General features: G+C 59.7%; 25 protein-coding genes and 1 pseudogene. 13 read left to right on the top strand and 13 right to left on the bottom strand.

The features are described from left to right. The first annotated feature begins 162 nt into the window (after nt 1-162). The 4 genes from PSH76_RS25090 to PSH76_RS25075 are packed head-to-tail and all read left to right on the top strand — an operon-like array spanning nt 163 to nt 4,310. Nucleotides 163-1,566 carry a gluconate:H+ symporter gene (locus PSH76_RS25090; protein ID WP_032895331.1) on the top strand — a complete coding sequence of 468 codons (1,404 nt, stop codon included), beginning with the start codon at nt 163-165 and terminating at the stop codon, nt 1,564-1,566. Between the two features lie 20 nt (nt 1,567-1,586). Then, on the top strand, nt 1,587-2,447 hold the full coding sequence (locus tag PSH76_RS25085) for a MurR/RpiR family transcriptional regulator (protein ID WP_003194093.1): 861 nt from the start codon (nt 1,587-1,589) through the stop codon (nt 2,445-2,447). A 1-nt stretch (nt 2,448) separates the two neighbouring features. Further along, nucleotides 2,449-3,912, top strand: a complete 1,464-nt coding sequence (locus PSH76_RS25080) for an amidohydrolase family protein (RefSeq protein WP_138763261.1) — start codon at nt 2,449-2,451, stop codon at nt 3,910-3,912. Nucleotides 3,913-3,941: 29 nt separating this feature from the next. Continuing rightward, nucleotides 3,942-4,310 carry a glyoxalase superfamily protein gene (locus PSH76_RS25075; protein WP_305493083.1) on the top strand — a complete coding sequence of 123 codons (369 nt, stop codon included), beginning with the start codon at nt 3,942-3,944 and terminating at the stop codon, nt 4,308-4,310. A 628-nt stretch (nt 4,311-4,938) separates the two neighbouring features. Here PSH76_RS25075 and PSH76_RS30850 read toward each other — a convergent pair. Together PSH76_RS30850 and PSH76_RS30845 are read right to left on the bottom strand one after the other, a co-directional pair. Next, nucleotides 4,939-5,643, bottom strand: a complete 705-nt coding sequence (locus PSH76_RS30850) for a methyl-accepting chemotaxis protein (protein ID WP_370874670.1) — start codon at nt 5,641-5,643, stop codon at nt 4,939-4,941. A 198-nt stretch (nt 5,644-5,841) separates the two neighbouring features. Beyond that, nucleotides 5,842-6,723, bottom strand: a pseudogene (locus PSH76_RS30845) (methyl-accepting chemotaxis protein); the annotation flags it as partial. Between the two features lie 390 nt (nt 6,724-7,113). On the opposite strand from PSH76_RS30845, the gene PSH76_RS25065 reads away from it, so the two are divergent. Beyond that, entirely contained in the window at nt 7,114-7,731 is a 618-nt protein-coding gene (locus PSH76_RS25065) for an FKBP-type peptidyl-prolyl cis-trans isomerase (RefSeq protein ID WP_305493081.1), read from the top strand. A 60-nt stretch (nt 7,732-7,791) separates the two neighbouring features. Here the strand turns inward: PSH76_RS25065 and PSH76_RS25060 are convergent, their stop codons facing one another. The 3 genes from PSH76_RS25060 to PSH76_RS25050 all read right to left on the bottom strand — a co-directional run bounded on the left by PSH76_RS25060 (nt 7,792) and on the right by PSH76_RS25050 (nt 9,690). After that, nucleotides 7,792-8,049, bottom strand: a complete 258-nt coding sequence (locus PSH76_RS25060; protein WP_003194088.1) for a hypothetical protein — start codon at nt 8,047-8,049, stop codon at nt 7,792-7,794. A 160-nt stretch (nt 8,050-8,209) separates the two neighbouring features. After that, entirely contained in the window at nt 8,210-8,551 is a 342-nt protein-coding gene (locus tag PSH76_RS25055) for a zinc ribbon domain-containing protein YjdM (protein ID WP_003194087.1), read from the bottom strand. 170 nt (nt 8,552-8,721) lie between these two features. Beyond that, nucleotides 8,722-9,690, bottom strand: a complete 969-nt coding sequence (locus PSH76_RS25050) for a polyprenyl synthetase family protein (RefSeq protein WP_003194086.1) — start codon at nt 9,688-9,690, stop codon at nt 8,722-8,724. A gap of 239 nt (nt 9,691-9,929) precedes the next feature. Between PSH76_RS25050 and rplU the strand changes: the two genes are divergently transcribed. The 7 genes from rplU (at nt 9,930) to PSH76_RS25015 (ending at nt 15,568) form a co-directional block, all read left to right on the top strand. Continuing rightward, a complete protein-coding gene (rplU, locus tag PSH76_RS25045) occupies nt 9,930-10,244 on the top strand; it encodes a 50S ribosomal protein L21 (RefSeq protein WP_007950961.1) in 315 nt (104 codons plus the stop codon). Between the two features lie 34 nt (nt 10,245-10,278). Further along, nucleotides 10,279-10,536 carry a 50S ribosomal protein L27 gene (rpmA, locus tag PSH76_RS25040; RefSeq protein ID WP_003176049.1) on the top strand — a complete coding sequence of 86 codons (258 nt, stop codon included), beginning with the start codon at nt 10,279-10,281 and terminating at the stop codon, nt 10,534-10,536. 192 nt (nt 10,537-10,728) lie between these two features. Then, complete coding sequence (gene cgtA, locus PSH76_RS25035; protein ID WP_003194084.1) at nt 10,729-11,952, top strand: Obg family GTPase CgtA; 1,224 nt, start codon at nt 10,729-10,731, stop codon at nt 11,950-11,952. Nucleotides 11,953-12,061: 109 nt separating this feature from the next. Then, nucleotides 12,062-13,180 (top strand): glutamate 5-kinase, encoded by a 1,119-nt coding sequence (gene proB, locus PSH76_RS25030; RefSeq protein WP_003194083.1) that lies wholly within the window; start codon nt 12,062-12,064, stop codon nt 13,178-13,180. A 16-nt stretch (nt 13,181-13,196) separates the two neighbouring features. Next, complete coding sequence (locus tag PSH76_RS25025) at nt 13,197-13,661, top strand: CreA family protein (RefSeq protein ID WP_032895338.1); 465 nt, start codon at nt 13,197-13,199, stop codon at nt 13,659-13,661. A gap of 102 nt (nt 13,662-13,763) precedes the next feature. Next, nucleotides 13,764-14,246 (top strand): glutathione peroxidase, encoded by a 483-nt coding sequence (locus PSH76_RS25020; RefSeq protein ID WP_305493080.1) that lies wholly within the window; start codon nt 13,764-13,766, stop codon nt 14,244-14,246. Nucleotides 14,247-14,464: 218 nt separating this feature from the next. Continuing rightward, entirely contained in the window at nt 14,465-15,568 is a 1,104-nt protein-coding gene (locus PSH76_RS25015) for an NADH:flavin oxidoreductase (protein ID WP_305493079.1), read from the top strand. On the opposite strand, the gene PSH76_RS25010 is transcribed toward PSH76_RS25015, so the two are convergent. Next, entirely contained in the window at nt 15,537-16,739 is a 1,203-nt protein-coding gene (locus tag PSH76_RS25010; protein WP_098950390.1) for a glycosyltransferase family 1 protein, read from the bottom strand. The genes PSH76_RS25015 and PSH76_RS25010 overlap by 32 nt on opposite strands. A gap of 54 nt (nt 16,740-16,793) precedes the next feature. Beyond that, nucleotides 16,794-17,558, bottom strand: coding sequence for a sulfate transporter CysZ (gene cysZ, locus PSH76_RS25005; protein ID WP_019817478.1), 765 nt, complete (start codon nt 17,556-17,558; stop codon nt 16,794-16,796). Nucleotides 17,559-17,852: 294 nt separating this feature from the next. Between cysZ and trxB the strand changes: the two genes are divergently transcribed. Further along, entirely contained in the window at nt 17,853-18,815 is a 963-nt protein-coding gene (gene trxB / locus PSH76_RS25000; protein WP_003194076.1) for a thioredoxin-disulfide reductase, read from the top strand. 687 nt (nt 18,816-19,502) lie between these two features. On the opposite strand, the gene PSH76_RS24995 is transcribed toward trxB, so the two are convergent. From PSH76_RS24995 to folX, 6 genes are all read right to left on the bottom strand, one after another. Beyond that, nucleotides 19,503-19,841, bottom strand: a complete 339-nt coding sequence (locus PSH76_RS24995; RefSeq protein ID WP_098950391.1) for a HopJ type III effector protein — start codon at nt 19,839-19,841, stop codon at nt 19,503-19,505. 92 nt (nt 19,842-19,933) lie between these two features. Further along, nucleotides 19,934-20,710, bottom strand: coding sequence for a TorF family putative porin (locus tag PSH76_RS24990; RefSeq protein WP_098950392.1), 777 nt, complete (start codon nt 20,708-20,710; stop codon nt 19,934-19,936). 105 nt (nt 20,711-20,815) lie between these two features. Next, nucleotides 20,816-22,543, bottom strand: coding sequence for an amidohydrolase (locus PSH76_RS24985; RefSeq protein WP_305493078.1), 1,728 nt, complete (start codon nt 22,541-22,543; stop codon nt 20,816-20,818). 178 nt (nt 22,544-22,721) lie between these two features. Beyond that, nucleotides 22,722-23,606: a helix-turn-helix domain-containing protein gene (locus PSH76_RS24980; protein WP_305493077.1), complete on the bottom strand. Its 885-nt coding sequence runs from the start codon at nt 23,604-23,606 to the stop codon at nt 22,722-22,724. Between the two features lie 57 nt (nt 23,607-23,663). Continuing rightward, nucleotides 23,664-23,960 (bottom strand): DUF1244 domain-containing protein, encoded by a 297-nt coding sequence (locus PSH76_RS24975; protein WP_032895346.1) that lies wholly within the window; start codon nt 23,958-23,960, stop codon nt 23,664-23,666. 15 nt (nt 23,961-23,975) lie between these two features. After that, complete coding sequence (gene folX / locus PSH76_RS24970) at nt 23,976-24,347, bottom strand: dihydroneopterin triphosphate 2'-epimerase (RefSeq protein WP_305493076.1); 372 nt, start codon at nt 24,345-24,347, stop codon at nt 23,976-23,978.

The following is a 24,347-nucleotide window of genomic DNA, read 5'->3' as shown; positions in this document are numbered from 1 at the left end:
AGTCTATGACTCAAGGGCGGCGTTTGAGTTTCCGCCTTCTCTGATCTTCATGTAAGAACACCCCCCGAATTTTCATCCGCCACCGTCGGGCATGTCCCCCAGCGACAGCGCTTATCCGTGGGCGAAAATTACTTTCATAAAAATTGAAAATGCTCCTCGGGAATGATTTATGAGTTTCACAACCAATTCGACGTGACCCTTTCCGAGGAGTACCGCATGGCCGCATTACCGGGCTTCGGGCTGTTGGCATACGCTGCCATCGCCATCATTGCATTGATCGTGCTGATTGCACGCTACCGACTCAACCCCTTTATCGTGATTACCCTGGTGTCCATCGGCCTGGCGCTGATGGCCGGGATGCCAGCGGACACCATCATGGGTTCGTACGAGGCGGGTGTCGGCAAGACCCTGGGGCATATCGCCCTGGTGGTGGCGCTGGGCACCATGCTCGGCAAGATGATGGCCGAGTCCGGTGGTGCCGAGCAGGTCGCGCGCACGCTGATCAACCGCTTCGGTGAGCGCAATGCCCACTGGGCGATGGTGTGCATTGCGTTCCTGGTGGGGCTGCCGCTGTTTTTCGAAGTCGGCTTTGTGTTGCTGGTGCCGATTGCCTTTACCGTGGCGCGGCGCGTGGGCGTGTCGATTCTGATGGTCGGGCTGCCGATGGTCGCTGGCCTGTCGGTGGTGCATGCGTTGGTGCCGCCGCACCCGGCGGCGATGATGGCGGTGCTGGCCTATAACGCCTCGGTCGGGCAGACGGTGCTGTATGCGATCCTGATTGGCATCCCCACGGCGATCATTGCCGGGCCCGTCTATGCAAAGTTCATCGTGCCGCACATTCATTTGCCAGCGGAAAACCCGCTGGAGCGCCAGTTTATCGAGCGTGAACCGCGTACGCGCCTGCCCAGTTTTGCACTGACCATGGGCACTATCCTGTTGCCGGTGGTGTTGATGATGATCGGCGGCTGGGCCAACGTGATTTCCACGCCGGGCAGCGGTTTCAACCAGTTCCTGTTGTTTATCGGCAACTCGGTGATCGCACTGTTGGTAGCGACCCTGGTGAGCTTCTGGACCTTGGGCCTGGCCCAGGGCTTTAACCGTGAGTCGATCCTCAAGTTCACCAACGAATGCCTGGCGCCGACCGCCAGCATCACCTTGCTGGTGGGGGCGGGCGGCGGGTTGAACCGCATCTTGGTGGATGCCGGGGTCACCCATGAAATCCTCGGCCTGGCCCATGCGTTTCAGTTGTCGCCGCTGGTGATGGGCTGGCTGTTCGCCGCGTTGATGCGCGTCGCCACCGGCTCGGCCACGGTGGCCATGACCACTGCGTCCGGGGTGGTCGCGCCGGTCGCCTTGGGCCTGGGTTATCCACACCCTGAGTTGCTGGTGCTGGCGACCGGTGCGGGTTCGGTAATCTTTTCCCACGTGAACGACGGCGGCTTCTGGCTGATCAAGGAATACTTCAATATGACAGTGATCCAGACCTTCAAGACCTGGACCGTACTGGAGACCCTGATTTCGCTGGTCGCCTTCGGCCTGACCTACGGCCTGTCCCTTGTTTTATGAGCCTGTAACCCGGAGCCCCCATGGACATCCTCTATCAGATCCGCGCCCGCCAGGACGCTTTCAGTGCCGGCGAAGGGCGTATCGCCAAGCTGATGCTCGAGGATGTGGGCTTTGCCGCCTCCGCCAGCCTGGAGGAACTGTCGCAACGGGCCGAGGTGAGTACCGCCACCTTGTCACGCTTTGCCCGCAGCGTCGGCTGCCGTGACTTGCGCGATTTGCGCCTGCAATTGGCCCAGGCCAGTGGTGTGGGCAGCCGCTTCCTCGACCCGGCGGGCAAGCCAGAACAGTCAGCGTTTCATCGGCAGATTCTGGGGGACATCGAGGCGACGTTACGTCAGCACCTGTCGGGCTTCAACCAGCGCAGCTTTGGCGATGCGGTCAAACTGTTGGGCAAGGCGCGGATGATCCATGCGTTCGGCATGGGCGGGCCGTCGAGCCTGTGCAGCGATGAGTTGCAGGTGCGCCTGGTGAGGCTGGGCTATCCGATTGCCGCCAGCCATGACCCGGTGATGATGCGTGTCACGGCGGCGACCCTGGGGCCCGAACATGCCGTCATTGTCTGCTCGCTCACGGGCCTGACCCCCGAGTTATTGGAAGTGGTGACGCTGGCGCGCAACTACGACGCGCGCATCATTGCCATCACCCTTGCCGATTCGCCCTTGGCGCAATTGGCGGATGTCGTGCTGCCGCTGCAATCGGCGGAAACCAGCTTTATCTACAAGCCCACTGCTGCGCGCTACGGCATGCTGCTGGCTATCGACCTGCTCGCCACCGAACTGGCGCTGGCCCTGCCGGACGACAACCAGGAACGCCTGCGCCGGATCAAACTGGCCCTCGACGATTACCGCGGCGGCCCTGGCAGCCTGCCGCTTGGAGACTGATATGAAGTACGACACGCTGATTCGCCAGGCGCTGATCATCGATGGCAGTAACACCCCCGGGTATATCGCCGATGTGGGTGTGCACGCAGGGCGCATCCGCACGATTGGTGACTTGTCCACAGCCCAGGCCGAGCAGGTCATCGACGCCCATGGCCGAGTGTTGGCGCCGGGCTTTATCGACGTGCACACCCACGATGACACGGTGGTGATCCGCCAGCCGCAGATGCTGCCCAAGCTCAGCCAGGGCGTGACCACGGTGATAGTCGGCAACTGTGGTATCAGCGCCGCGCCGGTCAGTTTGCGCAGCGACCCGCCAGACCCGATGAACTTGCTGGGCACCCGCGAGGCGTTCTCTTATCCACGGTTTGCCGATTACCGCGCCGCGGTGCAACGGGCCTGCCCGGCGGTGAACGTCGCCGCGTTGATCGGCCACACGGCGCTGCGCAGCAACCATATGGACGACCTGCACCGCACCGCCAGACCCTATGAAATCGCGGCCATGCGCGTGCAGTTGCAGGAAAGCCTGGAGGCCGGTGCCCTGGGGTTATCCACAGGCCTGGCCTACGCCAGCGCGTTCAGCGCCGAGACCGATGAGGTGCTGCAACTGACCCAAGAGCTGACGGCCTACGGCGCGGTGTACACCACCCATCTGCGCAGCGAGTTCGAACCGGTGCTGGAGGCGATGGATGAGGCGTTCTTGATCGGCCGCGAGGCGAGGGTGCCGGTGATCATTTCCCACCTTAAATGCGCCGGCGCCGGTAATTGGGGGCGCAGCCCGCAGCTGTTGGCGGCCCTGGAAGCGGCGGCAAAAGATCATCCGGTGGGCTGCGATTGCTACCCCTATGCCGCCAGCTCCTCGACTCTGGACCTCAAGCAAGTCACCGACGCGTTTCGCATCACTATCACTTGGTCCACACCGCACCCGGACATGGGCGGGCGCGATTTGCAGGACATCGCCGCCGAGTGGGGCGTTTCACTGATGGATGCCGCCCGCCGTTTGCAACCTGCGGGCGCGGTGTACTACGGCATGGATGAGGCAGATGTACGGCGCATTCTTGCGCACCCGTTGTCGATGGTCGGGTCGGATGGGTTGCCTGAAGACCCGTTTCCTCACCCACGTTTATGGGGCGCCTTCCCTCGCGTACTGGGGCATTTCAGTCGGGATGTCGGTTTGTTCCCGCTGCACACGGCGGTGCACAAGATGACCGGCTTGTCGGCGGCGCGCTTTGGGCTGGCCGAGCGTGGTGAGATCCGTGAAGGACATTGGGCCGACCTGGTGTTATTTGACCCACTGCGGGTGCGGGATGTGGCCGATTTCAAGGCACCCCAGCGCGCCGCTGAAGGGATTGAGGGAGTGTGGGTCAATGGCGTATTGAGCTATCGCGAGGGGCAGGCCAACGGTGAGAGAGCAGGCCGGTTCCTGGCGCGCAACGGGGATTTGCGTGGCGGTTTTTCGTCTCTATAGTTGGGGTTCTTTTAGATGGAGCTGTTGCCATGCACTTAGGAAAAGTCACCCCCATCCTGCGGATGTTCGACGAGGCCAAGGCGTTGGAGTTCTACGTCGATTTTCTGGGGTTCAAGGTTGATTGGCAGCATCGCTTCGAGGCGAATTTTCCGTTGTACCTGCAAGTGTCGCTGGGGGAGTGTGTGCTGCATTTGTCCGAGCATCATGGCGATGCTTCGCCAGGGGCGGCCGTGCGGATCCTGGCCCAAGGAGTCGATGCGTATCAGCAGCAGTTGCTGGGCAAAGCGTACCGTTATGCCAAGCCTGGGGTTGAAGACACGCCTTGGGGGACGCGGGAGATGAGCATCAGAGACCCGTTTGGGAATCGGTTGGTGTTTGTTGAGGACAGCGAGGGCTGAGTGGCAAATTGCGGGCAATAAAAAACCGCCTTAGTAGGGCGGTTTTTTTTGCAAACCCAGTTAGTGGCTGGGGTTGCGGCTTCACAGGAGCACTGACGTGGTACCGATACTACTGTTGCTTTAGGGCCTTATGCAACACTCGACGACAAGCGGTTTTCCACCGCAGTACACATCTTTTTTATTAGTTAAATCTGCAAAAAACAGCAACAACTTTTAAGGCGAACTGAGTGGTGTTTGTCACACCTTGGTGCAGAGTGCTGAGCTAGTATCGCTCTCGTTCTGGGTACATCGTGAAGTAGGTTGACTGGGTTAGCGCGCAAATTTTGGACCGACCGCCACGGGCTAGTAATCCGTGCCGGATTCATGCGGGAGGACCATAAACCCAGCCGCCTCACAGGAGCACTGACGTGCATCCAAAGGCTCACATGTTCCGGTAAGTGCGCTGGAGGTAAGGCCCAACTCACGGAGGGCCGAGTATGTCTAAGTTTGCACGACGTACATGGAGCCTCGCAGTGAACTGCCTACGTGCTTATCACGTATGGAAGTTTCTGCGGGACAGCTTCGATGACCGTTAAGGTCTGAAAAGTTGGAGCCGCCTCGGTTCAGGCCGAGGCGGCTTTTTGGTGTTTTACACCCGGAAATGACTGACCATCTGCTGCAACTGGCTGCCCAACCGTGCCAGTTCCACACTCGACTTGGCCGTCTCATCACTGGCAGTCGCGGTCTGCTCGGACACGTCCCGCACGTTCACGATACTGCGGCTGATCTCTTCCGCCACGGCGCTTTGCTGTTCGGCGGCCGCGGCAATCTGCTGGTTCATCGACTGGATATTGGACACTGTGCGGGTGATGTTTTCCAAGGATACCCCGGCCTTGCGCGTCAGTTCGACACTGCTGTCGGTCAGGCTGCGGCTGTTGTTCATCACGCTGGCGACTTGTTGGGTGCCGTTCTGCAAGCCTGCCACCAGGCCTTCGATTTCCTCGGTGGACTTCTGTGTACGCTGCGCCAGGCCGCGTACTTCGTCGGCGACCACGGCAAAGCCACGGCCGGCTTCACCGGCACGCGCAGCTTCAATGGCGGCGTTGAGGGCCAGCAGGTTGGTCTGTTCGGCCACGGCCTTGATCACATCCATCACGCTGCCGATCTTGTTGCTCTCTTGTTGCAGGTGCGTCATGGCATCGGTGGAACGCGCCACTTCGGCCGCCAGGCGTTCGATCTGGGCGATGGCTTCAGCCACCACTTTATCGCCTTCGCGGGCTTGGCCGTCGGCGTCGGAAGCGGCTTGGGAAGCTTGCTCGGCATTGCGTGCAACTTCCTGCACAGTGGCAGTCATTTCATGCATCGCGGTGGCGACCTGATCGGTCTCGATCTTCTGGCTGTTCACACCGGCGCTGGTTTGCTCGGTCACGGCTGACAACTCTTCGGCGGCGCTGGCGATCTGAGTGACGCCGTCGCGAATGCCGCTGATCAGCTCGCGCAAAGTGGTGCCCATGCGCTGGATGCCTTGCTGCAACACGCCCAACTCATCACGACGGGTCACCTGGATGTTGTGGCTCAGGTCACCCGAAGCGATGCGTTCCACCACGGCCAGCGTCTCCTGAATCGGACGGGTGATCTGGCGCGTGATCACCCACGCGGCAATCACGCCGACCAACAGGGCCAGCAAGGTGCTGATCAACTGCAGGCTACGGGCCTGGGCGCTTTCAGCGTCGCGACGTTCCAGTTGGATGTCGTACAGTTTGTCGCTGATCGTCACGATATCGGCGCCCTGGGTGGTCATTTCGGCACGGGCGGTGACGATATTGGCGTTGGCCGCTTTGTAGCTCTGCACCGCACTGCGATAAGCAACGAGGGCGGTTTCCAGTGCGGACAATGCGCTTTGCTGCCCAGTACCGAAGGCAACGCTGAGGCCTTTCAAACCCGCAACAGCTTTTTCCAGCTGTGTAGCCGCGCGCGCTTCGCTTTCTGCGTTGGGGCTATTGGTATAGCCGCGTACTTCGTAGCGAGCCTGCAGGAATTCGTTCTTGGCCTGGGTCACGGCCACGAACTGCGTGAAGCGTTCCGGGCTGTCGGGTGACTGCTGCACGCTGGTTTCCAGCGCATTGATTTGGGCGTTGGCGATGTCGGCCTTGGCGCCCATGACGTCGCGCGCAGCGTTGCCATTGCGGTAGGCCTCGCGCATTTTGTTCAGGGACTGGCGGTAAGCGGTAATGACGGCTTTCTGCTCATTGAGCAGTTTGAGGTTTTCCGGGCTCTTGAAGCTGTCCAGCAGCTTCTGTTGCTGGGCGGCGAAGGCATCGAGACTGGTCTGCACGTTCTGCGCCACGGCTTCGTCACCGTTGGCCAGCATGTATTGCAAGCGCACGATACGCAGCTTGGTCAACGAGGCGTTGAGCTGGGTGATGTCGCTCATCCAATTGCTACGGTCGATCAAGCCGCCCAGGCTGGTCCAGCCCGTGAGTGCGAGGACTGAAGTGAGGACCAATACCAGGCCGAAGCCCAGGCCGAGTTTGAGATTGACACTGATGTTACCGAACCAGCTGTTCATCGAAAGCTCCTTGAAGAGTGATGTCTGTCTGCTGGACGGTGTGTTTTTGTTTGAGCCAGCCAAGATGTGTAGGGCTGTATCGGCGGGAAAGGATGATTCTGAAATACTTTTATTGGTCGTCGACGAAGGGGCGCTGGCGCGCTACGGCAAAGCCGGGGTGGGGCTGATCACGGCCCGCTCATGTGTGCTAGTCTGCGGGCCCTTTTAGTTCTGGGCGGCGCGGGAAACCGTGGCGTCCTACAGCGGAGCCTCTTCATGTCCGAAGTTAATCTGTCCACCGACGAAACCCGCGTCAGCTACGGTATCGGCCGTCAGTTGGGCGACCAACTGCGTGACAACCCGCCACCGGGCGTCAGCCTGGACGCGATCCTGGCCGGCCTGACCGACGCGTTCGCAGGCAAGCCTAGCCGTGTTGACCAAGAACAAATGGCGGCCAGCTTCAAAGTGATCCGTGAAATCATGCAAGCCGAAGCCGCTGCCAAGGCTGAAGCTGCAGCAGGCGCTGGCCTGGCTTTCCTGGCGGAAAACGCCAAGCGTGATGGCATCACCACCCTGGCTTCCGGCCTGCAATTTGAAGTGCTGACGGCTGGTACCGGCGCCAAGCCGACCCGTGAAGACCAAGTGCGCACTCACTACCACGGCACCCTGATCGACGGCACTGTGTTCGACAGCTCCTACGAGCGCGGCCAGCCTGCAGAATTCCCGGTTGGCGGCGTGATCGCCGGCTGGACCGAAGTCCTGCAACTGATGAATGCCGGCAGCAAATGGCGCCTGTACGTGCCGAGCGAACTGGCTTACGGCGCTCAAGGCGTTGGCAGCATCCCGCCGCACAGCGTTCTGGTATTCGACGTCGAGCTGCTCGACGTTCTGTAAGACCCGCTGGTTACCTGTTGGGACGAACGCGTTCGCCCCAACAGGCGTTTGCCAGTTTCTTCATGGATGGAACTTGCCATTGAGCTCCGTCGCCGGGCGCAACGCTCGTGCATAGCAGAACAGAAACAGATTCCTCACCACTTCCTTCAGCACCCCAGGCTCACTGGAACTCAGGCCGTTTACGTCCAGATCGCCCTGGTCCTGCAGCTCGTTCAGCGCTTCTTCTTCAAGCACCGCACAGACTTCACCGGTTTCCCGATGCAGGATTCGCAGGTAAGGGTGAGGGCGATCCAGCCAGGCATCTATCAAATAAGTCATGGTCGTTCTCCTTGATGGGTTTCAATGAGAATAATTCTTATTCGTAGAATAGCAAGCGTCTATTGGCAGTTTCTGTTTTTTTCTGTGTGGGTATTGCGTTCGATCAACGCAGAGGGCAAAACGCCACCCCGCGGCGGGCGCGGGATGGAATGCAGCAGGATCAGACTTTGCGCACGAACTCGGACTTGAGCTTCATCGGGCCGATACCGTCGATCTTGCAATCGATATCGTGGTCGCCGTCGCACAGGCGGATGTTCTTGACCTTGGTGCCGACTTTGACCACCAGGGAAGTGCCCTTGACCTTGAGGTCTTTGATCACGGTGATGGTGTCGCCGTCCTGCAGGACGTTGCCCACAGAGTCTTTCTTCACGGTTTCATCGCCAACCACTTCGGCCTCGCCAGTGGCGGACCATTCATGGGCGCATTCCGGGCAGATCAGCTGGGCGCCGTCTTCGTAGGTGTATTCGGAATTGCATTTGGGGCAGGGAGGCAACGTGCTCACTAAAGCTCCTAGAAAGTCAGGGATGGCTAAAAGTCGCACATTATATAGGGTTTTAAACGCGGGTGGGGTTGGACTCGTTCTAATGTGGGAGCTGGCTTGCCTGCGATAGCGGCAGTGAATTCACTACAGTCATCGCAGGCAAGCCAGCTCCCACATTAAAAAGTGCTAGATCAGTGAGTACGGGCGACCGCAAACTCACTCAGCTCAACCAGGGCATCCCGGTATTCGCTGGCCGGCAGCGCTTCCAAGCATGTGATCGCCCGCGCCACGTAGTCACGCGCCAGTTGCGCGGTGTACTCCAGGGAACCCGAGGCTTCCACAGCGGCACGGATGGCTTCCAGGTCTTCGATCCCGCCTTTCTGGATCGCCTTGCGCACCAGGGCAGCCTGTTCCGGCGTGCCTTCGCGCATGGTGTAGATCAGCGGCAAGGTCGGCTTGCCCTCGGCCAGGTCGTCACCGACGTTCTTGCCCAGGGTTTCGGCGTCGCCCTTGTAATCGAGCAGGTCATCCACCAGTTGGAACGCCACGCCCAGGTGATCACCGAACGTGCGCAGCGCCTCGGCCTGTTCGGCGGTGGCGCCACACAGCGCGGCGGCACTGTGGGTCGAGGCTTCGAAGAGCATCGCGGTTTTGCCGCGAATCACTTCCATATAGGTTTCTTCGGTGGTGCTGGCGTCGCGGACTTTGGACAGCTGCAACACTTCGCCTTCGGCGATGATGCGTGTGGCCTGTGAAAGAATCTTCATCACCGGCATCGAGCCCAGCTCGACCATCATTTCGAACGAACGCGAATACAGGAAGTCGCCCACCAACACGCTGGGCGCATTGCCCCACATGGCGTTTGCGGTCTCGCGACCACGGCGCATGCCGGACATGTCGACCACGTCGTCATGCAGCAGGGTGGCGGTGTGCAGGAATTCGATGGTGGCGGCCAACAGGCGCAGGTCATCGCCTTGACGGCCCAGGGCCTTGCCACACAGCAACACTAATAAAGGACGCAGGCGTTTGCCGCCCGCCGACGTAATGTAGTCGCCAATTTTGGAGACCAGCGGCACTTTAGACGTCAGCTGCTGCTTGATGATGCCGTCGACGGCGCTAAAATCGTCCGCGACCGCGCGGTAGAAAGCTTGGGGTTGCATCAGCGACAGTCGCTCCAGAAGGGTTGCGCGGCATGCTAGGACCCTCACCCCCGGGTGTCAAGGCGCGATAGACGGCCCCTTGCAAGCCTCCCATAGCTTGCGTACAATCGCGCACCCTGAACTTCCTGGGCAGCACCTGCCTTACGCAATTGCATTCGGGACGTCCATCCCATGCAGCCATGCCAGCCAATACCTCTTCTTATAAAGCGCTGGGTGAGCAGGATTATCGGAGAAATACCATGTCGTACGCAGTAATTGTTACTGGTGGCAAGCAATACAAAGTCGCCCCAGGTGAATACCTGAAGATCGAGAAACTGGAAGTCGCTACTGGCGAATCCGTTACTTTTGATCGCGTTCTGTTGGTCGCCAATGGCGATGACGTGAACATCGGCGCTCCAGTTGTTGCTGGCGCTACCGTTGTGGCTGAAGTGATCTCCCAAGGTCGTCACGATAAAGTCCGCATCATCAAGTTCCGTCGTCGTAAGCACCACATGAAGCGTATGGGCCACCGCCAGTGGTACACCGAGATCAAAATCACCGGTATTCAGGCTTAATTTCAGCCTAATTCCTCACTAGGAGAATTGACTCATGGCACACAAAAAAGCTGGTGGTAGTACCCGTAACGGTCGCGACTCAGAAGCCAAACGCCTTGGCGTGAAGATGTATGGCGGCCAGAAAATCATTCCGGGCAACATCATCGTGCGTCAGCGCGGCACCCAATTCCACGCCGGTTACGGTGTTGGCATGGGTAAAGATCACACCCTCTTCGCTAAAATCGAAGGCGTGATCAAGTTCGAAGTAAAGGGCGCGTTCAACCGCCGTTACGTGAGCGTTGTCGCAGCTTAATTGCGAGATCGCTGGAAAAGCCCTGTCTTGCGACGGGGCTTTTTCGTTTGTGGAGTGAGTCTCTTGCAAAGCTGTCTGTGATGAGCTCAGGCGCTGGTTTGCGGTCGCTGATTGAGGTCGCTGCGCTCATTTTTGCAAGAGTCTTATGTCTTGGTTTCTTAAGCTCGTCCATGCGGCGAGAGGCGTTTTGTTATGAAGTTCGTTGATGAAGTTTCCATCCGAGTAAAAGCAGGCGACGGCGGTAACGGTTGCATGAGTTTCCGTCGCGAAAAATTCATCGAAAACGGTGGCCCGAACGGCGGTGACGGCGGTGACGGCGGTTCCATCTACATGATGGCCGACGAGAACCTCAACACCCTGGTCGACTACCGTTACACCCGGCACTTCGATGCCGAGCGTGGTTCCAACGGCGGCAGCACCGACTGCACCGGTAAAAAAGGTGAAGACCTGGTACTGCGCGTACCGGTCGGCACCACGATCATCGACTCCGCGACCCAGGAAGTGATTGGCGACCTGACCAAGGCCGGCCAGAAGCTGATGGTTGTGCAGGGCGGCTGGCACGGTCTGGGCAACACCCGATTCAAGTCCAGCACCAACCGTGCACCGCGCCAGACCACGCCGGGCAAGCCGGGCGAGCAGCGCGACCTGAAGCTGGAAATGAAAGTACTGGCGGACGTGGGCCTGCTGGGCCTGCCGAACGCGGGTAAAAGTACCTTCATCCGCTCGGTATCGGCCGCCAAGCCGAAAGTCGCCGACTACCCGTTCACGACCCTGGTGCCAAACCTGGGCGTGGTCAGCGTAGACCGCTGGAAAAGCTTCGTGGTTGCCGACATTCCTGGCTTGATCGAAGGCGCTTCCGACGGCGCAGGCCTGGGTATCCGCTTCCTCAAGCACTTGTCCCGCACCCGTTTGCTGCTGCACCTCGTCGACATGGCACCGCTGGATGACACCAGTGCCGCCGATGCCGCCGAAGTCATCGTCAGCGAGCTGACCAAGTTCAGCCCGGCCCTGGCCGAGCGCGATCGCTGGTTGGTACTGAACAAGTGCGACCAGATCCTCGAAGAAGAGCACGAAGAGCGCGTCAAGGAGATCGTTGACCGCCTGGAGTGGGAAGGTCCGGTCTACGTCATCTCGGCCATCGCCAAAGAAGGCACCGAGCGCCTGACCCGCGACATCATGCGTTACCTGGAAGACCGTGCCGACCGCCTGGCGGCCGACCCGGTGTACAAGGCCGAACTCGCCGAGCTCGACCAGCAGATCGAAGACGAAGCCCGTGCCCAGTTGCAGGCCCTGGACGACCAGCGTGCCCTGCGCCGCAGCGGCGTGAAGTCGGTCCACGACATCGGTGACGATGATTGGGACGAAGAAGACGTGGATGATGAAGACGGTCCGGAAATCATTTACGTGCGTGACTGATCCGTTGCGATAAACTTGAACGCCGCTCCCTGGAGCGGCGTTTTGGTATCCGGGTATAACGTTATGGGCAGCGCTGGGTCGCGCGGCCCTCACTCTAAGGTTGAAGATGATGCGGAGCAAAGTGACAGGTGCGCAGCGCTGGGTCGTGAAAATCGGCAGTGCGCTGTTGACGGCGGATGGCAAAGGTCTGGATCGTGCAGCCATGAGCGTCTGGGTCGAGCAGATGGTGGCCTTGCATGAAGCAGGCGTTGAGTTGGTGCTGGTGTCGTCCGGAGCGGTTGCCGCCGGGATGAGCCGCCTCGGCTGGACCGCGCGACCCAGCGCGATGCACGAACTGCAAGCCGCCGCCGCCATCGGCCAGATGGGCCTGGTGCAAGCCTGGGAGTCCAGCTTTGCCGAGCACGGCCGCCACACGGCGCAGGTGCTGCTGACCCACGACGACCTGTCCGACCGCAAGCGCTACCTCAACGCCCGCAGCACCTTGCGCGCGCTGGTGGAGCTCAAGGTCATCCCGGTCATCAACGAAAACGACACCGTGGTCACCGACGAAATCCGCTTCGGTGACAACGACACCCTGGCCGCCCTGGTGGCCAACCTGGTCGAGGCCGACCTGTTGGTGATCCTCACCGACCGTGATGGCATGTTCGACGCCGACCCGCGCAACAACCCCGATGCCCAGCTTATCTACGAAGCCCGCGCCGATGATCCGGCGCTGGATGCGGTCGCCGGCAGTGTCGGCGGTGCCCTGGGCCGCGGTGGCATGCAGACCAAGCTGCGCGCTGCGCGCCTGGCGGCGCGTTCGGGGGCCCACACCATTATCGTCGGCGGGCGCCTGGAGCGCGTGCTCGATCGCCTCAAGGCCGGTGAGCGCATCGGTACGCTGCTGTCGCCGGAACGCGGCATGCTGGCGGCGCGCAAGCAATGGCTGGCCGGTCATCTGCAAACCCGTGGCACCCTGGTGCTGGACGCGGGCGCAGTAGCAGCGTTGTCCCAGGGCAACAAGAGCCTGCTGCCGGTGGGGGTGAAGTTGGTGCAGGGCAGCTTCCGCCGTGGCGAGATGGTGGTGTGCGTTGCGCCAGACGGTCGCGAGATTGCGCGCGGCCTGGCCAATTACAGCGCCCTGGAAGCACAGAAGATTATTGGACAACCCTCCGACGCCATTGTCGGACTCTTGGGTTATATGGCAGAACCGGAACTGGTTCACCGCGACAACCTGATCCTGGTCTAACCATAGGAAATACACGATGCGCGTGATGAAGGGATTGCTCGGCCTGCTGTTGGCCGTGCCGCTGCTGGCCTCGGCCGAAGAGGTCGGCCAGGTGTCGACGGTGTTCAAGTTCGTCGGCCCTAACGACCGGATTGTGGTCGAAGCGTTTGACGACCCCAAGGTCGATGGCGTGACGTGCTACCTGTCCCGCGCCAAGACCGGCGGGGTAAAGGGCGGCCTGGGCCTGGCCGAAGACCGTGCCGAAGCCTCGATCGCCTGCCGCCAAGTGGGCCCGATCCACTTCAAGGGTGAGCTCAAGGACGGCGACGAAGTGTTCAAGGAGCGCACCTCCCTGGTGTTCAAGACCATGCAGGTCGTGCGTTTCCTCGACAAGAAGCGCAACACCCTGGTGTATCTGGTCTACAGCGACCGCCTGATCGAAGGCAGCCCGCAGAATGCGGTGACGGCGATTCCTATTCTGCCCTGGCCGACCGCTCAGTAACCTGCAGGCGAGTTTCGTCACTGGCGTCTATGATTGCAGCTTTGCCGGTTGTAAGCTCCGAAGGGCTGCAATGCAAAGAACATGGGATATCTGGAGTTCGTCATGAGTGCTTTCCACGATCTGAAACTCAAAGCCTTGGACGGACAAGCACTACCGCTGGCGCCTTTCAAGGGCCAAGTCGTGCTGGTGGTCAATGTGGCGTCCAAATGTGGTTTGACCCCGCAATATAGGCCGTTGGAGAGCCTCTACCAGCAGTACAAGGACCAAGGGTTCACAGTGCTAGGCTTGCCATGCAACCAGTTTGCAGGCCAGGAGCCCGGCACCGAGGAAGAAATTCAGCAGTTCTGTGACCTGAACTACGGCGTGACCTTTCCACTGGGCAGCAAGATCGAGGTCAACGGCCCTGATCGGCACCAGTTGTACCGCTTGCTGGCGGGCGAGGGCGCTGAATTCCCCGGGGATATCACCTGGAACTTCGAGAAATTCCTGTTAGGTAAAGATGGCCGCGTACTTGCGCGCTTCTCACCCCGTACGTCCCCTGACGATCCCTCCATCATCCAGGCGATCGAAAAAGCCCTGAGCTGACTCCAATCCACTGTAGGAGCGAGCTTGCTCGCGAAAAACACCAACGATAACGCGTCCTTCCTTAAGTACGCGACGTCCTCAGGTGCTTCGCGAGCAAGCTCGCTCCTACAGGTATTCGGGTGCTTCTGTACCTTAATCATTTAGATCAATAGTGCTATGAGTGGCGCTGTGGTCTGCATATTATCCACGTCATAAATTTCTTTGCCGTGGAGCGTTCCATGCCCGTCCAAGCCTTGTTCAAACCCTTCCAGCTCGGTGCATTGCAACTGTCGACCCGCGTGGTGATGGCGCCCATGACCCGCTCGTTCTCCCCGGGTGGCGTGCCCAATTCCAAAGTCATTGAGTACTACCGCCGCCGTGCGGCTGCGGGTGTGGGCTTGATCATCACTGAAGGCACCGTGGTCGGGCACCAGGCCTCAAACGGCTATCCCAACGTGCCGCATTTCTACGGCGAAGCCGCCTTGGCTGGCTGGAAGAAAGTGGTCGATGCGGTCCACGCCGAAGGCGGCAAGATTGTCCCGCAGCTGTGGCATGTGGGCAGTGTGCGCCGTATCGGCACCGAGCCTGACGCCAGCGTGCCGGCTTATGGCCCGACGGAAAAGCTCAAGGACGGCAATGTCGTTGTGCACGGCATGACCAAGCAAGACATCAAGGACGTGATCAACGCCTTCGCCCAGGCCGCCAAGGATGCCCAGGCGATCGGCATGGACGGCGTGGAAATCCACGGTGCCCACGGCTACCTCGTCGACCAGTTTTTCTGGGAAGGCAGCAACCAGCGCACCGACGAATACGGTGGCAGCCTGGCCAACCGTTCGCGCTTTGCCATTGAACTGATCCAGGCGACCCGCGCCGCTGTCGGCCCGGACTTTGCGATCATCTTGCGTTTCTCCCAGTGGAAGCAGCAGGACTACACCGCGCGCCTGGTACAAACCCCTGAAGCGTTGGGTGAGTTCCTCAAGCCACTGGCTGACGCCGGTGTGGATATTTTTCACTGCTCCACTCGCCGTTTCTGGGAGCCGGAATTTGAAGGCTCTGACCTCAACCTGGCCGGCTGGACGCGTCAGCTCACCGGCAAGCCAACCATCACCGTGGGCAGCGTGGGCCTGGATGGCGAGTTCCTGCAGTTCATGGTCAACACCGACAAGGTTGCCCAGCCTGCCAGTCTGGAGAAACTGCTGGAGCGCCTGAACAACGATGAGTTCGACCTCGTAGCCGTGGGCCGTGCGTTGCTGGTGGACCCGGATTGGGCCGTGAAGGTGCGCGAAGGGCGCGAGGGCGACATCTTGCCCTTCAGTCGTGAGGCGTTGATGACCCTGGTGTGAGCGGTGAGAGGGCAGGCACTCGCTGACCGTCCTCGCATACTCCACGCAACTGGCGCTCGAATTGCTCGATAATCGCCGGCCAGCCCTGACGGCTGGCATGTTGTCGGGCATTCAAGCGCGCTCTGCGTAGCGTTTCGCGCTCCTCCAGCAGCCAGATGGCCGCATCGCAAAACGCGTTTTCATCCCCAGGCATTGCCAGTGCGCCGCTATAGCCATGACGCAGATGCTGGCTTGCGGCTGCTTGATCATAAGCCACCACGCCCAGGCCTGAAGCCATCGCTTCAAGTACCACATTGCCGAAGGTTTCGGTCAGGCTTGGGAACAGGAACAAATCCCCTGAGGCGTAATGCTTTGCCAACTCTTCGCCGCGTTGAGCTCCGCAGAACACCGCATCGGGCAAGTCACGTTCCAGTGACGAACGCTGGGGGCCGTCACCGACGATAATCAGCTTCATGCGCCGCATGGGGTAGGTGTCTTGCAATGCCTCAAAGCAGCGCTTGAGCAGCCCCAGATTCTTCTCCTGAGCCAGGCGTCCCACATGCAGCACGGCAATATCGTCGTTCGCCAAGCCCCAATCATCACGCAAGGCGTTATTGCGTTTGGCTGGATGGAACAGTTGGCTGTCCACCCCCCGCGACAACATGCCCAGACGCTCGAAATGTCGACGCTCCAACTCCAGGCGCTGACTGGCGCTTGGCACCAGGGTCAGGCTTGAGCGGTTATGAAACCAGCGCAGGTAATGGGTGACCACGCGGCTCAACAGGCTCAAGCCATACTGGTTCGAATACTGCTGGAAATTGGTATGAAAGCCGCTGACCACGCTGATGCCCAGGCGCCGCGCGGCGCGCAACGCCGAAAGCCCCAGCGGCCCTTCGGTGGCGATATACAGCACATCGGGGCGCTGGCGCGTCCAGCGGCGCAGTAACTTGCGCATTGACGATTGGCCCCATTGCAGGCCTGGATAGCCGGGCAGTGGCCAGCCGCGGCACAGCAGCAGTTCATCGTCGCTGGGGCGGCTTTGGTCGGCACTTTGGCGTGGGCGTACCAGCTCGACCTGATGGCCGCGTGAGCGCAAACCTTCGCACAGGCGGCCAAGGGTATTGGCCACCCCGTTGATTTCCGGCGGGAAGGTTTCGGTAATGAGGGTGATGTGAAGCGAGGCTGTCGTCATGACCCACAGTGTCGGCGTGGGCCATGTCGCCATTGTGTCAGTGCGATGATGGATTTATGACTTGGCCACCGCTTGCTGCGCCATCGCTTCGGCGCCTTGTTCACGCACCCAGAACAACGTCGCCCCGGCCACCGCCGCTGGCATCATCAACAGGTTGACCACCGGCACCAGCAGCACCAGGTAAACAATGCCGCCAAAGCTCATGCTCTGCCAGCGCTTCTGGCGCAGCCACGCCAGCATCTCGTTCCAGCCCAGCTTGTGGTTATCGGCCGGGTAGTCGATGTACTGGATCGCCATCATCCACACGCCAAACAACAGCCACAACGGCGCCGCGATCAGGTTGACCACCGGGATGAACGACAGGATAAACAGGCCGATGGCACGTGGCAGGAAGTAACCCAGCTTGCGCATCTCCCGCGCCAGGGTGCGCGGGACCATGGCGGCCAGTTCAGCCCAACTGAACGGCGGGAAGTCATCGGTGCCCCGTACCACCACCTCGACTTTCTCGGCAAGAAACCCGTTGAACGGCGCGGCGATGATATTGGCGAGCATGGTGAAGGTGAAAAACACCATCAGCACCACCAGCACCACAAACAGCGGCCACAACAGGTAATTCAAAAAGCCTAGCCAGTGGGGCAGCGTTGGCATCAAGCTATCGACCCACAGGCTGAACTGATGGCCGGCGAAATAGATCAACCCGACGAACAACACCAGGTTGATCGCCAACGGCAGCAACACGAACAGGCGCAGGCCAGGGCTCAACACCAGTTTGAGGCCTTCACGCAGGTATTGCGGGCCGGAAAGAGCAGGGGCGGGCATGGAGTACTCCGAGCAAAATGGCGAACGCGCCGACCTTACCGGCTTTGCACCTGATGTGAAAGCGTGGGCAGGTAAGCGACATCCAGGGTTACAAAGGGGTCGATTAACTTGAATGCGCGCATAGAGAACACCTATGAGCTGGATTGTTAATGCGTATTTCCTTAATCTTGCCCCCCTCGATACGCTGCACCCATTATTTTTCAGGACCTGGCGAGTTAAAGCCTTCCCCAAGTGCTTCGCCGTCCTTTTTTATTCCCGCCGCCCTGTGGTCTGGGCGGTCGGTAGGAGTGAGTCATGTCAGATACCCGTCATTCCCGAGTGATTATTCTCGGTTCCGGCCCTGCCGGTTACAGCGCCGCTGTCTACGCTGCCCGGGCCAATCTCAAGCCGCTGCTGATCACCGGCATGCAGGCGGGCGGTCAGTTGACCACCACTACTGAAGTCGACAACTGGCCGGGCGACGTGCACGGCTTGACCGGCCCGGTGCTGATGGAGCGTATGAAAGAGCACGCCGAGCGCTTTGAAACCGAGATCGTCTTCGACCATATCAACAAGGTCGACTTCTCGAAGAAGCCTTACAGCCTGACCGGTGACAGCGGTGTGTACACCTGCGACGCGCTGATCATCGCCACCGGCGCCAGTGCTCGTTACCTGGGCCTGCCGTCGGAAGAAGCGTTCATGGGCAAGGGCGTTTCGGCCTGCGCCACCTGCGACGGTTTCTTCTACCGCAACAAGCCGGTTGCCGTGGTCGGCGGTGGCAACACTGCCGTGGAAGAGGCGCTGTACCTGGCCAACATCGCCAGCACCGTGACCCTGGTTCACCGCCGCGAGACCTTCCGCGCCGAGAAAATCCTGATCGACAAGCTGCACGCCCGTGTCGCTGAAGGCAAGATCATCCTCAAGCTCAACGCCACCCTGGATGAAGTCCTGGGCGACAACATGGGCGTGACCGGTGCCCGCCTGAAAAACAACGACGGCAGCTTCGACGAGCTGAAAGTCGACGGCGTATTCATCGCCATTGGCCACACCCCGAACACCTCGCTGTTCGAGGGCGTGCTGGAAGCCAAGGACGGGTACCTGGTGGTGCAGGGCGGCCGTGAAGGCAATGCGACTGCGACCAACATCGAAGGTATCTTCGCTGCTGGCGACGTGGCAGACCACGTCTACCGCCAGGCCATCACCTCGGCCGGCGCCGGTTGCATGGCGGCCCTGGATGCCGAGCGTTACCTCGACGGTTTGAAGGACGCTTCGTTCTAAACCCGTTGACTTAAAAAAAGCCGGCTGCGAAGCCGGCTTTTTTATGCCTGCGATCTAGCCTACACCGCTAAACAAATGTGGGAGCTGGCTTGCCTGCGAAGGCGGCCTAACAGCCGACGCCAATCTACCTGACACCTCGCAATCAAACTTTGGGAGCGGGCTTGCTCGCGAAGGCGGTCTGGCAGTCAACACAGCTGGATTGTGTGTATATCCATTCCTGCGGTAACGGCCCCCTAGGGTTCCGCCCTGACGGCGGGTCACTTTGGAAAAGCCCCAAAGTAACCAAAGGGCTCTTGCCCCACCACTCGGCACCTCGCTTGGGCTCGGTGTGCCCGTAATCCGCCAGTGATTTGGGGGGCCCCCGCCACGCGCCATCCATGGCGCGGGGCGGCTAAACCGGCATCCCTGCCGGTTTACCCCCCAAATCCCTGTCGAATTCCGGCCAGCGTGGTTTGATGGGGCGCCTAAGATCAAAAGCAGATCAAGAGCGGCTCGCTTCGCATCGTGGTTACCGGTCAGTTAAGCGGTCATCGCGTTCTGTAGGAGCGAGCTTGCTCGCGAAAAACGTTAACGATAACGCGTGCTTGCTGAATGAGCGCGGCGCCTTTGAGTTTTTCGCGAGCAAGCTCGCTCCTACAGGCATCAGGGCACGCCCGGCGCCCACATTGAGCGGGGTCGACGATAAAATCAGCGGCGGGTCAGAGGCTGTTCAGCAAACTTCACTGCGGCCAACCCATGGGCAATCAACGCCCGAATATTGCCATGGTCACTGCCGTCCGGAGTGGCCACCACCGACCGGTAATGCTCACCAAACGCCAGCAGTGCTTCCTGATCACTCAACCCTTCCAGCAGCGCCAGACCCAAGGTCTTGCACGACCCTTCATTTTGCCCGGCGGCATTTTCCACACCGCCGTTGGTGAAGGCTTGCGGTTGGTAGTCGTAACCGGCGGCGATAAAGGCCAGGGTGTCGGCAAAGACATGTTCGCCGCTGTTGAGGCTGGCGCGCAGGGTATTCAAATCAGTCATCGGTTCTGGCTCTTTCTTAACGGGTGTAGGTGAGATTACCTATAGTAACTTTTTCAAGGTTATTTCGAACCACATGCAAGCTGACGGGCGGGTTAGAACGTCTTACTTGCGCCGGCCACTATTGTTGCGCTGCACAGGTTGTCGAAGCCAGTAAAGCTGGTGCATTCGGCTTTCGAGAGGTCGGTGTCGATATAGCTCAGCGACCAGTTAACGCCGACCAACTCGCGGCTGAGCTTGATTTCCCAGTTGTGATAATCGGCACGGCCGTTGCCGTTGTTACTGAAAAATACGTCGTCTTTGTAGTCCACGTATTCATAGCGAGCTTCCAGGCCGACCTCTGCGGGCAGCACGGTGTGGTAACCGATGAACCACGATGACAGGTCCTCGTCTTGTTTACCCTTGTGGAACTCGCCATGTTCATCCTCGTAGTCAGGGCCTTTCATGTTGCGCACGTATTTGCCGCCAAGCAGAACGCCGTAAACATCCAGGACAGTCTTGAGTTCGCCCTGGTTGTAATCGCTTTGGCGCGGGTACTCATACTGCGTGTAGAAGCTGTCCAGGCTGATGCGGTCATGGATTTGCCAAAAATAGCCGGCGAAATATTCGATCTCCTGGCGCGTTTTGGAGCCATTGCCAAAGTCGACATTCGAGGTCCAGACGCCGGCGTACAAACCACTGGCGTGGTTGAGGGTAACCCCCAGTTGTGCGGCAGGGTCACCCAGGGTTTGCGAGATGCCACTGGTGCGATAGTCGCTGACCAGCGCGGGGTTGATGATGAGCTCGAAGCTGTCGTTGAGCTCGACGGCTTGAGCGTTGATCAGGGGCGTCAAGGCGAGCGCTGCAAGCGTGAAGACGGAAAGTGCGTTCATAGGAGTCTCTTATTGTTATGAGTGTGTGAGTTATTCCAGGCGCGACCGTGCCCAGCGCCGCTCTGGGAGCGGCGTCAGGTGTTTGCGTAATATTGAGCGAGTGAGTCAGATCTGTTTGCCGGAGAAGAAGGTGTTCAGGACCTTGGTCTCGAATAGCTCGTCGTCGCTGACCTTGAACACATCGCGATCAAGGACGATCAGGTCAGCCTGCTTACCGGGTTCCAAAGAGCCGATCTGTTGATCCAGGCGAAGGGTTTTGGCGGCATTGATGGTGTAGGCGTAGAACATGGCCTGGCGATCAAGGCTTTCCTTGGCGTTGAGCACCCCCAACGGGCCTTTACGCGTGCTGGCCTGAGCAATGGCATTCCACGGGTTGGGGCCAGAGACGGGCCAGTCACTGCCGCCCGCGATGGTTGCACCCGCGTCATGCAGGGATTTGGCGGGGTACAGGTGATCGTAGGCAGACGTACTGATGTAAGGCTTGACCAGTTCTTCGGTGTAACTCTCGCTGGTGGCCCACAGCAATTGCATGGAGGCAATGACCCCCAGTTGCTTGAAGCGAGGGAAGTCTTCTGGATCGACCACTTGCAAGTGGGCGAGGCTATGGGCCACAGGCGTCGGGTTGAGGCGGCGCGCATAATCGAAGCCATTGAGGGCTTCACGTACGGCGCGGTCACCGTCCGCGTGTACATGCATGATCCAGCCGCGCTTTTCCGCAGCCACCACCAACTCACCGAAATGCTTCGGATCGATCAGCAACTGACCGCGTTTATTAGTGTTTTTGTAGGGGGCGATGACCGCTGCGGTCTGCCCTGGAAACTCCATGATGCCGTCAGCAAAGATCTTGATGCCGGGGAATGTCAGATTGGGCACGCCCTCGAATTTTTTCATCACTTTGGCCACGACTTCCAGGTCGGCCGGCTTGCTTTTGGAGTTGGTCAGCATCAAGGCGGCGACGTGGGCACTGAGTTCGCCCTTCTCGGCCAGTTCGCGGTAGAACGGCAGCACGCCGTAGCTCTGCTCCGTGGCGGTGAAGTCGAACAGCGAGTCGCCATTGCCGGCGTTTGATGCCGCATCCATCCACGCGGTGACGCCATAACCATTATTGACCTTCACCGCTTCGCGGGCAGCCTTGAGCATGATCTCTTTGCTCGGTGCAGGAACCTTATTGCGCACCTGATCCCAGCGAGACTCGGCAAAATAACCGGTGGGGGTGAAGTCGTTTTCGTGACCGATGTAGTCACGCTCGTTCGCAGGCAGGCCTTTTACCAGTGCTGCATCGACTTTCACACGCTTGAGCATGGCGTTGTTGGCCCAGCCGGTGTGGCCGTCGATGCCACTGAGCACCAGCGGTTGGTCGGCCCAGCGGCCGTGGTTGAAGATCTTGCCCAGTTCGCGGCTTTTATCCCAATAGGCCGAGCTGGTGCCGGCAATTAAGATGACGTCCCCGGATCTGGCCCGGCCTGCCTTATCTTGCTCGATGATCCATTGCTCAAGCTCGGGCAATGGCTTTTCTTCATCCAGCAAGTTGGCACCCAGACTCGCGAGGCCCGCAGACACCGGATGGCTGTGAGTATCAATCATGCCGGGCATCAACACCTTGCCCGCAAGGTCGAACCGTTGAGTGGTGGCATCGGCGAGGGCATTGATCTGCGCATCACTGCCGACTTTGAGGATTTTTCCGTTTTCCACCGCCACCGCTTGAGCCAGCGCTTGGCCGGGGACACCGGTGAAAACCTTGCCATTGGTGAATACCAGATCGGCTGCTGCCATGGCCTGCAGTGAGGGCACCGTTAACATCGCGGCCAGAACACAGGGGGTCAATCGCTTCATTCAAAGGTCCTTTATTGATTTTGTTCTATTGAGGTTTTAGCGACGCAGCACATCAATGGCCGGCGAACGCACGGTTCCTTGTTTGAAGTCGATAATGCGGGCGCAAGAAGGCTGGCCTCTATCCGATTTACGCTTGCGTGCGCGCCTCATTTTGGTGCGCAAGCGCTTGGGGGCCGATTCAGCGGGGACGTAAGAGTGTGCGGCTGGGGAGTTCGCCAAAAAGCTGGTAATAGGCCTGGGAGAAACGGCCCAGGTGCCAGAATGACCAGCGCATGGCGATTTCCGCCACGGTCGTCTCTGCGGGCACCCTGCGCAGTAAGTCGCGGCGGGCAAAGTTCAATCGGCGTAACCGCTGCCATTGGCTGGGTGATACACCGATAGAAGACGTGAAGCGTTGTTGCAACTGACGAACAGACACCCCCGCGCCGTTGGCCAGTTGCAACACATTGAAGTGTTCTTGCGGGCTGGCCATGACCAGGTCGAAAACCCGTTGGATAAGGCGGCGGTCATGGGCTCGGTGTTTCAGGCTTGCCAGGTCCGGCGTCTGACTCGGGCAATCGAGGATATACAGGCAATCGTCGACCAGCTGTTGTGCCAGCCCTGCTTCAGGCACCGGGGATTGCCCCACGGCCAACCGTTGAAGCGTGCTGCTTAACCAGTGGCCAAAAACCTGGCTCTGCCGGGAAACCAGCGGGGTGAGGAGCATGCCATCCAGGCTGCTCAAGTTCAGGCAATCAAGTTGCTTGAGGTATTGAGGGCCGATCACCACCGCGACTTCTTTATAGTTTTGCGGGGTCACCCAGGTGTTCTGACTGTCCTCGTTGAGCAGGTACAGCGATCCGTCACCCGTATCAAAACTAAAGACCAATGAACCGGCGGGCGCATGGAAATGCTGCTCCACCCGCGTGTTCATCTGCTCTTCATACACCTCGATGCCGTCCAACTGCATGTACACAACTTTGCCCTGGAAATACCCCGGGGACATTTGCTGGTAGTGCTCCTGCCAGCCGGAAATCGCCAGTTGCTGATCCACATCCGCAGTATCAAAGGTTTGAATCTGCATGCTTTTGCTTTCCTGGTTTTTCCCGCGGGCGGGTCGCACGTCGTGAGGGCTTAGCGCCTAACCCTGTGGGTTGCCTTTGGCAAACGCGGCCTGTTGGTCGGCGTTGGCTTCTTGCTGGTAGTGGGCTTTCCACTCGGCGTACGGCATGCCGTACACCACTTCACGGGCGTCATCGAGGCTGAGCTCGATCTGGCGCTCGTCGGCTTCGGCTTTGTACCACTTGGACAGGCAGTTGCGGCAGAAGCCGGCAAGGTTCATCAGGTCGATGTTCTGCACATCCTTGCGGCTGTCCAGATGGGCCACCAGTCGGCGAAAGGCGGCGGCTTCGAGTTCGAGGCGTTGTTGGTCGTTCATAAGGCTCACTTGCTATCAGCGGCTGGCGGCCAGAGTGATCGAAACCGACTCGGCAAAGCGCAGCGCGTGGGGTTTGTCTACTTCGACTTCGGCGTACAGTACCGATTCGTTGCTCATCACCAGGTCCAGCAGTTCCTGGGTCAGGCGCTCCAGCAGGGCAAAGCGATTGCCTTCGACGTGAGCGATGATGGTCTTGGTGATGGTGCGGTAGTTCAGGGCGTGGTCGATGTCGTTGTCACGTACGGCTTCCTGGGCGGCATACAGGATGGTCAGGTTGATCAGCACATCCTGCTTGTTGAGGATCTCGTCCTCGTTGATGCCGATAAAGGTGCGCAGGCACAGGTCCTTGACCCGGATACGCGCCATGCCTGGTTGAAGTTGTGGCAT

The organism is Pseudomonas sp. FP215 (assembly GCF_030687795.1).
Lineage (GTDB): Bacteria > Pseudomonadota > Gammaproteobacteria > Pseudomonadales > Pseudomonadaceae > Aquipseudomonas > Aquipseudomonas salmasensis.
The sequence above is the reverse complement of the archived record's forward strand: the minus strand, read 5'-3'. Positions and strand labels throughout refer to the sequence as shown.

Excerpts from the sequence above, each read along its gene's own strand:
- PSH76_RS24975 (WP_032895346.1), bottom strand. The coding sequence starts at position 23,960 with ATGAACGACCAACAACGCCTCGAACTCGAAGCCGCCGCCTTTCGCCGA.
- proB (WP_003194083.1), top strand. The coding sequence starts at position 12,062 with ATGCGGAGCAAAGTGACAGGTGCGCAGCGCTGGGTCGTGAAAATCGGC.
- PSH76_RS24995 (WP_098950391.1), bottom strand. The coding sequence starts at position 19,841 with ATGACTGATTTGAATACCCTGCGCGCCAGCCTCAACAGCGGCGAACAT.
- PSH76_RS25010 (WP_098950390.1), bottom strand. The coding sequence starts at position 16,739 with ATGACGACAGCCTCGCTTCACATCACCCTCATTACCGAAACCTTCCCG.
- PSH76_RS30850 (WP_370874670.1), bottom strand. The coding sequence starts at position 5,643 with ATGACTGCCACTGTGCAGGAAGTTGCACGCAATGCCGAGCAAGCTTCC.
- PSH76_RS24985 (WP_305493078.1), bottom strand. The coding sequence starts at position 22,543 with ATGAAGCGATTGACCCCCTGTGTTCTGGCCGCGATGTTAACGGTGCCC.
- rplU (WP_007950961.1), top strand. The coding sequence starts at position 9,930 with ATGTCGTACGCAGTAATTGTTACTGGTGGCAAGCAATACAAAGTCGCC.
- PSH76_RS25090 (WP_032895331.1), top strand. The coding sequence starts at position 163 with ATGATTTATGAGTTTCACAACCAATTCGACGTGACCCTTTCCGAGGAG.
- PSH76_RS25080 (WP_138763261.1), top strand. The coding sequence starts at position 2,449 with ATGAAGTACGACACGCTGATTCGCCAGGCGCTGATCATCGATGGCAGT.
- rpmA (WP_003176049.1), top strand. The coding sequence starts at position 10,279 with ATGGCACACAAAAAAGCTGGTGGTAGTACCCGTAACGGTCGCGACTCA.
- PSH76_RS25075 (WP_305493083.1), top strand. The coding sequence starts at position 3,942 with ATGCACTTAGGAAAAGTCACCCCCATCCTGCGGATGTTCGACGAGGCC.
- folX (WP_305493076.1), bottom strand. The coding sequence starts at position 24,347 with ATGCCACAACTTCAACCAGGCATGGCGCGTATCCGGGTCAAGGACCTG.
- PSH76_RS24990 (WP_098950392.1), bottom strand. The coding sequence starts at position 20,710 with ATGAACGCACTTTCCGTCTTCACGCTTGCAGCGCTCGCCTTGACGCCC.
- PSH76_RS25050 (WP_003194086.1), bottom strand. The coding sequence starts at position 9,690 with ATGCAACCCCAAGCTTTCTACCGCGCGGTCGCGGACGATTTTAGCGCC.
- PSH76_RS25060 (WP_003194088.1), bottom strand. The coding sequence starts at position 8,049 with ATGACTTATTTGATAGATGCCTGGCTGGATCGCCCTCACCCTTACCTG.
- PSH76_RS25015 (WP_305493079.1), top strand. The coding sequence starts at position 14,465 with ATGCCCGTCCAAGCCTTGTTCAAACCCTTCCAGCTCGGTGCATTGCAA.
- cysZ (WP_019817478.1), bottom strand. The coding sequence starts at position 17,558 with ATGCCCGCCCCTGCTCTTTCCGGCCCGCAATACCTGCGTGAAGGCCTC.
- PSH76_RS25020 (WP_305493080.1), top strand. The coding sequence starts at position 13,764 with ATGAGTGCTTTCCACGATCTGAAACTCAAAGCCTTGGACGGACAAGCA.
- PSH76_RS25085 (WP_003194093.1), top strand. The coding sequence starts at position 1,587 with ATGGACATCCTCTATCAGATCCGCGCCCGCCAGGACGCTTTCAGTGCC.
- PSH76_RS25025 (WP_032895338.1), top strand. The coding sequence starts at position 13,197 with ATGCGCGTGATGAAGGGATTGCTCGGCCTGCTGTTGGCCGTGCCGCTG.
- PSH76_RS24980 (WP_305493077.1), bottom strand. The coding sequence starts at position 23,606 with ATGCAGATTCAAACCTTTGATACTGCGGATGTGGATCAGCAACTGGCG.
- trxB (WP_003194076.1), top strand. The coding sequence starts at position 17,853 with ATGTCAGATACCCGTCATTCCCGAGTGATTATTCTCGGTTCCGGCCCT.
- PSH76_RS25065 (WP_305493081.1), top strand. The coding sequence starts at position 7,114 with ATGTCCGAAGTTAATCTGTCCACCGACGAAACCCGCGTCAGCTACGGT.
- cgtA (WP_003194084.1), top strand. The coding sequence starts at position 10,729 with ATGAAGTTCGTTGATGAAGTTTCCATCCGAGTAAAAGCAGGCGACGGC.